We start from the raw sequence: 5,587 nt of genomic DNA on the forward strand, positions 1-5,587 counted from the left end.
GCCGACCCGTGTCCTGCGCGGCGACGTCCTGGACGCGCAGCTTCCAGGTGCCGTTGGCGACCTCGCTGGAGGCGTCCACCGTGTAGGTGGCCACGACGTTGTCCGCGGAGTCCGAGGTGCTGGACGCCTTCAGACGGTAGGCGGTGCCGTCCGGGGCGATCAGGTCGACGACCAGGTCACCGCGGTAGGTGTGGGTGATGTCCACGCCGACCTGGAGGGTCGAGGGCGCGTTGCCGGTGCGGCCGGTGACCGCGATGGAGGACTCGATCGCGGAGCCGTTGTCCGGGATGCTGACCGCGGTGGTGTTGGTGAAGGTGGTGCCCCCCGTGGAGCCGCCGCTGGAGCCGCTCACCGCCTGCACCGTCTTGGCCGCGTCCGCCAGGCCCGCGCCGCAGCCGCCGGAGCAGGCGCCGGGCAGGGCACGGGCGTTGGACTTGATGGCCGACTCGATCTGCGCCGGGGTCAGCGAGGAGTTCGCCGACTTCATCAGCGCGGCCAGGCCCGCGATGTGCGGGGTGGCCATGCTGGTGCCCTGGTAGTAGGCGTAGTTCTCGGTGGACGGCGTCTTGGTGCCCGAGTTCAGCGTGGACAGGATGCCGTTGGCGGTACCGGTGCTGGTCTGGCCGCCGGGCGCCGAGATGTCCACGAGGGAGCCGAAGTTGGAGTAGGACGCCTTGGCGCCGGTGCGGCTGGTGGCGGCGACCGAGATGACGTTGTTGCAGTTGCCCGGCGAGTGGTTCGCCACGTTGTCGTTCTCGTTGCCCGCGGCCACGACGACGGTGGTGCCGCGGTTCACGGCCGCGTTGATCGCGCTCTGGGTGGCGGAGCTGCAGGCGCCGTCGCCACCGAGGCTCATGTTGATGACCTTGGCGACGTTGGTGTTGGCGGGCACACCGGAGACGGTGCCGCCGGACGCCCAGGTGATGGCGTCGATGATGTCGGAGTCGTAGCCGCCGCACTTGCCGAGGACGCGGACCGGGGAGATCTTCGCGCCGTAGGCGATGCCCGCGACACCCTTGCTGTTGTTGGTGACGGCGGCGATCGTGCCGGCCACGTGGGTGCCGTGCCAGGAGGAGTTGGAGGCCGGGATGCCCGCGCCGCACTCGTTGGCGTTGTACCAGTCGCCCGGGTCGGCCGGGTTGCTGTCACGGCCGTTGCCGTCGACCGCGACGGCGGTGTCGGCGATGAAGTCGTAGCCGCCGACGATGTTCGCGGCGAGGTCGGAGTGGGCGACGTAACCGGTGTCGATGACGGCGACGGTGACGCCGGTGCCGGTGGTGGTGTTCCAGGCGCCAGGCACGTTCATGCCGGCGGTGGCCTCGAACAGGTCCCACTGCTTGCTGTACTCGGTGTCGTTCGGGTCGGCCTTCGGCTTGTTCAGGCGGTCCGGGACGACGTAGGCGACCTGCGGGTCCGCCCGGTACTCGGCGACGACCTCGGCGACGTCCGCCTTGGTGAGGTTCTCACCCAGGTCGACCAGGGCGGCGCCGGTGCCCAGACGGCGCTGGAAGTCGACGTCCTCGCCGGCCTCCTTGCCCTTGGCGGCGGCGTCGGCCTCGGCGGCCGGGTTCGACTTCGCTTCCTCCGCGCCGGACTTGTAGCCGACGATCAGACGCTCGGCCGGGGTGCCGGGCGCGGCCTCGGTCTGGGCGGTCGGGACGGCGGCGGCCTGGGGCGTGCCGTCCTGCGCGACGGCGACGGACGCGGTGGAGGCGGCGGTGAGGAGGGCCGCGGAGATCGCGGCGGCGGATATCAGCTTCCGTCTCATGGCGGGGGAGGTGCGCAAGGGCGTGCCTTTCGTGGCCTGCTCGACAGGGCGGGAGCAGCGGTCGATTCGCTTCGTCGTCGAAGCGCGGGGGTGAATCGAGGAGCAACGCGATGGCCGGCCAGGCGCGGAGCCGACCCGCCGTGGGGTTACCTGTGGGTCAGCTGTGCTGGAACGATAGGCAAAGGATCAGTGGTTCGGATACAGGGGAAACCCTCGATCCGGCCGGAAACACACCCTCGTCCGCGCGGCCCTGACGGCGAATGACCGGTTTTGCTCCGGCGACGTCCGGTACGGCGGGGTAGTGAACGCGGCGGGGCTGTTGCCCGTACCGCACGGCAGACACCGTCCAGCGCCGGCCGAGGAGACACCCCCGATGCGCCGCAGCACCGCACACCGCACCGCCGTCCTGTCGGCCGCCGTCCTCGGCCCGCTCCTGCTGGGGCTGTGCGCGGCGGGACCGGCCCGGGCGCACGGCGCGCCGACGGATCCGGTGAGCCGGGTCTACGCCTGCTCCCCGGACGGCGGCGCCGACGCCCGGGGCGCGGCCTGCCGGGCGGCGATCGCCGCCAACGGGGAGCCGTTCACCGCCTGGGACAACCTGAGGGTCGCGGACGTGAACGGGCGGGACCGACGGGTCATCCCCGACGGAGAGCTGTGCAGTGGAGGGCTGTCCGCCTACCGGGGGCTCGACCTGGCCCGCGCCGACTGGCCCGCGACCCGGCTGACCCCGGGCGGGACACTGCGGATGACGTATGTGTCGACGATCCCGCACACCGGCACGTTCAAGCTGTACCTGACGAAGCCCGGCTACGACCCCGCACAGCCGTTGACCTGGGACGATCTGCCCGAGCGACCCTTCGCGGAGGTCAGGGACCCGGAGCTGGAGGACGGCGCCTACCGGATCACGGCGAAGCTGCCCGCCGACCGGACGGGGCGTCAGGTGCTGTACACGATCTGGCAGAACAGCAGCACGCCGGACACCTACTACTCGTGCTCCGACGTGGTGTTCCCGCAGGCTCCGGCCGAGCGGCCCTCGCCGGCCGCGTCGGCGCCGGCGCCGGTCAGGACACCGGCGTCGCGGCCCTCGGCCGACCCGTCGGTTCCGGCCACGCCGACGGCGGCCGTCGCCTCGGCGCGGCCGGGCGTGGGCGCGGGGGGTTCCCCGGCCCGCGCGGCGGGCACGCCGAGCGCCCCGGCGGCGGAGGCCACCGGGGCGGGCGCGGGGCCGTCCGCGCCGATGGTGGCGGGCGGCGCCACGGCGGTGCTGGTGCTCACCGCGGGCGCCGCCCTGGTACTGCGGCTGCGAAGGCGCTGACCTTCGCGTGTTGTCGGACCCGGTGTGTCCGGGGGTCAGTTGACGACGACCGCGGCGCCGCCGGAGGTGACCGGGGCGTACTTGGCGCTGAAGAAGGCGTTGGCGAAGCAGAGCGAGGAGCCGCTCACCTTGGTGAACTGCTGGTTGGTGAAGGCGATGCTGTTGTCGGCGTCGTCGGCCGTGCCGCTGAGGCTGCCCCCCTCGTAGACGCAGCTGACGCTGCCGAGCAGGGTGCGCAGGACGACCGTGGTGCGGATGTTGGAGCCGGCGGCCGCCGTCACGGTGACGGTGTCGTCGGAGGAGAGGGACGCGGTGTACGGCAGGTTGTTGACCGTGATGCTGGTGACACCGAGCACGCCGAGGACGTTCGAGGTGCAGTTGCTGAAGGTCTGCGCGGTGAGCGACTCGGTGGCGGTGCCGGGCGCGGTGGGGTTGGAGGTGACCGTGGCCGAGAAGCTCGACGAGGTGCAGGAGACGCCGCTGGTGCCGGTGGCGCTGGAGTAGAAGGTGGCGTTGGTGCCGGTGGCCAGGGACGCCTGGACGACGTCACCGACGGCGACGTCGCCGTTGGCGGTGGTCAGGACCGCGGGGTCGGCCGCCGAGGCGGGGACGGCCGCCGTCAGCGACAGGGCGGCGACGGTACCGGCGGCGGCGATGAGGGAGCGGGTGCGCATGGGGGTGCCTCTTCTCTCAAGTGGGGGGTGGTGCAGGGGAGTCGGTGGAGCCGTGGGGGGATGTGGGACGCGGGTGCCGAGGCCCGCCGGTGCCGGCCCGTGACGCCTTCTCCGTACGCGACGGACCGGCAGCGGAAACGGCGACGGCCGCGGCCGGCAGGGGGGAAGCGGCCGTGGGCGGCGCCATGGAGGGATCGGACTCGGGGCGCGTGAGGGCCCGTGCTGGATGCCCGGGCGGGTGCGGGGTCCGGCCGCCGGTGATCGACGGCCGGACCGACTGGTCCGGGAGCGCGGACGACTTCTCGCCGCGCGGCGGATCCGGCGCCACGGATCCGGGCTGAGCCACGACGGTTGTAGACCTGATGGTCTGTCAACGTCAAGGAGTTGTATGCAAGTTGATGGTTCGACTCCGGGTCGGCAGATATATGCGGAAGGCGAGGAGCGGGGCCGCACGGCAGGACAAGATCACAGGCGGTACACAATGAGCACCGTTTTTCCACATCTCCCTTGACCCTTCGCTGTAACCATCGGTAACTTCCGAGTTGGCTACTGCCGCGTAACGAGAAAGCCCTTGCGATTCCGGGAGTCGTGGGGAGGCGTACGCGACAGCCGCTGTCCGCGCCAGGACAACGCGCCGCTGAAGCCCAACCCGCATGACTATGCCCATGGGAGCAGACATGGCCTCGTCCTCGGACGTCACGTCGTCCGCCGAGAACAACCCCGGGACCCCGGAGAGCGGTTCCGCAGAAAGACGCGGCCGGGTCCGGCTGCGCCGGGCCGCCGTGATGGCGGTGCCGGCCACGTGCGTCGCCGCCACGCTCGCCGTCCTCACCGCCCAGGGAGCGCTGGGTGTGCAGTTCGCGATCTCCGGCATGCCCTTCGTGGTGACCGCCGACAAGCTCGAGGGCGACGGCTTCGCGCAGTTCGGCTCGCTGGACCACATGATCGAGGACAGTCCCAACCAGGGCGACACCGGCGGCCAGGTGCTGGTCGTCACCTCGGTGGTGAAGAGCGGCAAGCTGACCAACCTGTGCCAGAGCGTCGACCTCGGCGGCATCCAGCTCGTCCTCACCGCCGGCAACAAGGGCACGAAGGTCAGCGTGGAGAACCTGGCCATCGACTCCGACGACATCACCGGCGACGCGGCGTTCAACAACATCGAGATCGGCCGTGACGCCAGCACGTTCGACAAGGTGAACACGCGGGGCATGCCGGGCGTCTACGGCCAGCAGGCGGACAAGGTCGTCATCACCGACCTGTACCAGCACAACTACGCGGCCACCGCCGCCGTCTTCAAACTCCCCGACCTGCACATGCGATTCGGGAGCAAGGGCTGCCCGCAGTGAGCCGCTTCCGGCAGTGGCGGGGGCGCCGGCCCTTCGCGGGCGGGCTGATGCTCGCGCTGGGCGGCGGGTGGATCCTGCTGACCATGAAGGCGCCGCTCCCGGTCATTCTGCACATCGGCATGCAGGGGCTGGCGGGTTACCTCCTGCCGACCCTCATGCTGCTGAGCGGATTGCTGATCCTCTTCAACCCCTCGCAGCGCCTGTTCTACTCGGTCATCGGCGTCCTGGTCTCCTTGGGCACGTGGCTCACCTCCAACCTCGGGGGCTTCCTCGTCGGCCTGCTCCTCGGTGTCGTCGGCAGTTGCATGGCCTTCGGCTGGCTGCCGGACCAGGAACCGCGCCGCAGCCGCCGCCAACGCCGCGAGGAGGCACGGGCGGCGGCCGCGAAGCCGATGCTGTCGGAGGCGGGCGAACCGGCCACCTGAGCCCCCGCCCGCGACGGCAGGGCCCGCCATGTGAGGCCCGGCCCGCGACGGCAGGGCCC

Annotated in this window: 5 protein-coding genes; 3 read left to right on the forward strand and 2 right to left on the reverse strand. The window is 71.5% G+C overall.

Translation table 11 applies throughout. The annotated features are described in order from the left end of the window. The coding region (locus tag ALMP_RS20100) for a S8 family serine peptidase (protein WP_264930235.1) at positions 1-1,768 on the reverse strand (1,768 nt) is incomplete at its 3' end. A 373-nt stretch (positions 1,769-2,141) separates the two neighbouring features. On the opposite strand from ALMP_RS20100, the gene ALMP_RS20105 reads away from it, so the two are divergent. Then, complete coding sequence (locus ALMP_RS20105; protein ID WP_264930237.1) at positions 2,142-3,083, forward strand: lytic polysaccharide monooxygenase; 942 nt, start codon at positions 2,142-2,144, stop codon at positions 3,081-3,083. Between the two features lie 35 nt (positions 3,084-3,118). Here ALMP_RS20105 and ALMP_RS20110 read toward each other — a convergent pair whose 3' ends face one another. Further along, positions 3,119-3,757, reverse strand: a complete 639-nt coding sequence (locus ALMP_RS20110; protein ID WP_264930239.1) for a Tat pathway signal sequence domain protein — start codon at positions 3,755-3,757, stop codon at positions 3,119-3,121. A gap of 677 nt (positions 3,758-4,434) precedes the next feature. Here ALMP_RS20110 and ALMP_RS20115 point away from each other — a divergent pair. Together ALMP_RS20115 and ALMP_RS20120 are read left to right on the forward strand one after the other, a co-directional pair. After that, positions 4,435-5,103: a DUF6230 family protein gene (locus ALMP_RS20115; RefSeq protein WP_264930556.1), complete on the forward strand. Its 669-nt coding sequence runs from the start codon at positions 4,435-4,437 to the stop codon at positions 5,101-5,103. After that, positions 5,100-5,528: a DUF6114 domain-containing protein gene (locus ALMP_RS20120; RefSeq protein WP_264930241.1), complete on the forward strand. Its 429-nt coding sequence runs from the start codon at positions 5,100-5,102 to the stop codon at positions 5,526-5,528. Before ALMP_RS20115 ends, ALMP_RS20120 begins: the two co-directional genes overlap by 4 nt. The last annotated feature ends 59 nt before the right edge of the window (positions 5,529-5,587 follow it).

It is taken from the genome of Streptomyces sp. A012304, from assembly GCF_026008495.1.
In the GTDB taxonomy this organism is placed as follows: domain Bacteria; phylum Actinomycetota; class Actinomycetes; order Streptomycetales; family Streptomycetaceae; genus Streptomyces.

What these genes read in the sequence shown, in the direction of transcription:
- ALMP_RS20105 (WP_264930237.1), top strand. Translation starts at nt 2,142, where the DNA reads ATGCGCCGCAGCACCGCACACCGCACCGCCGTCCTGTCGGCCGCCGTC.
- ALMP_RS20110 (WP_264930239.1), bottom strand. Translation starts at nt 3,757, where the DNA reads ATGCGCACCCGCTCCCTCATCGCCGCCGCCGGTACCGTCGCCGCCCTG.
- ALMP_RS20115 (WP_264930556.1), top strand. Translation starts at nt 4,435, where the DNA reads ATGGCCTCGTCCTCGGACGTCACGTCGTCCGCCGAGAACAACCCCGGG.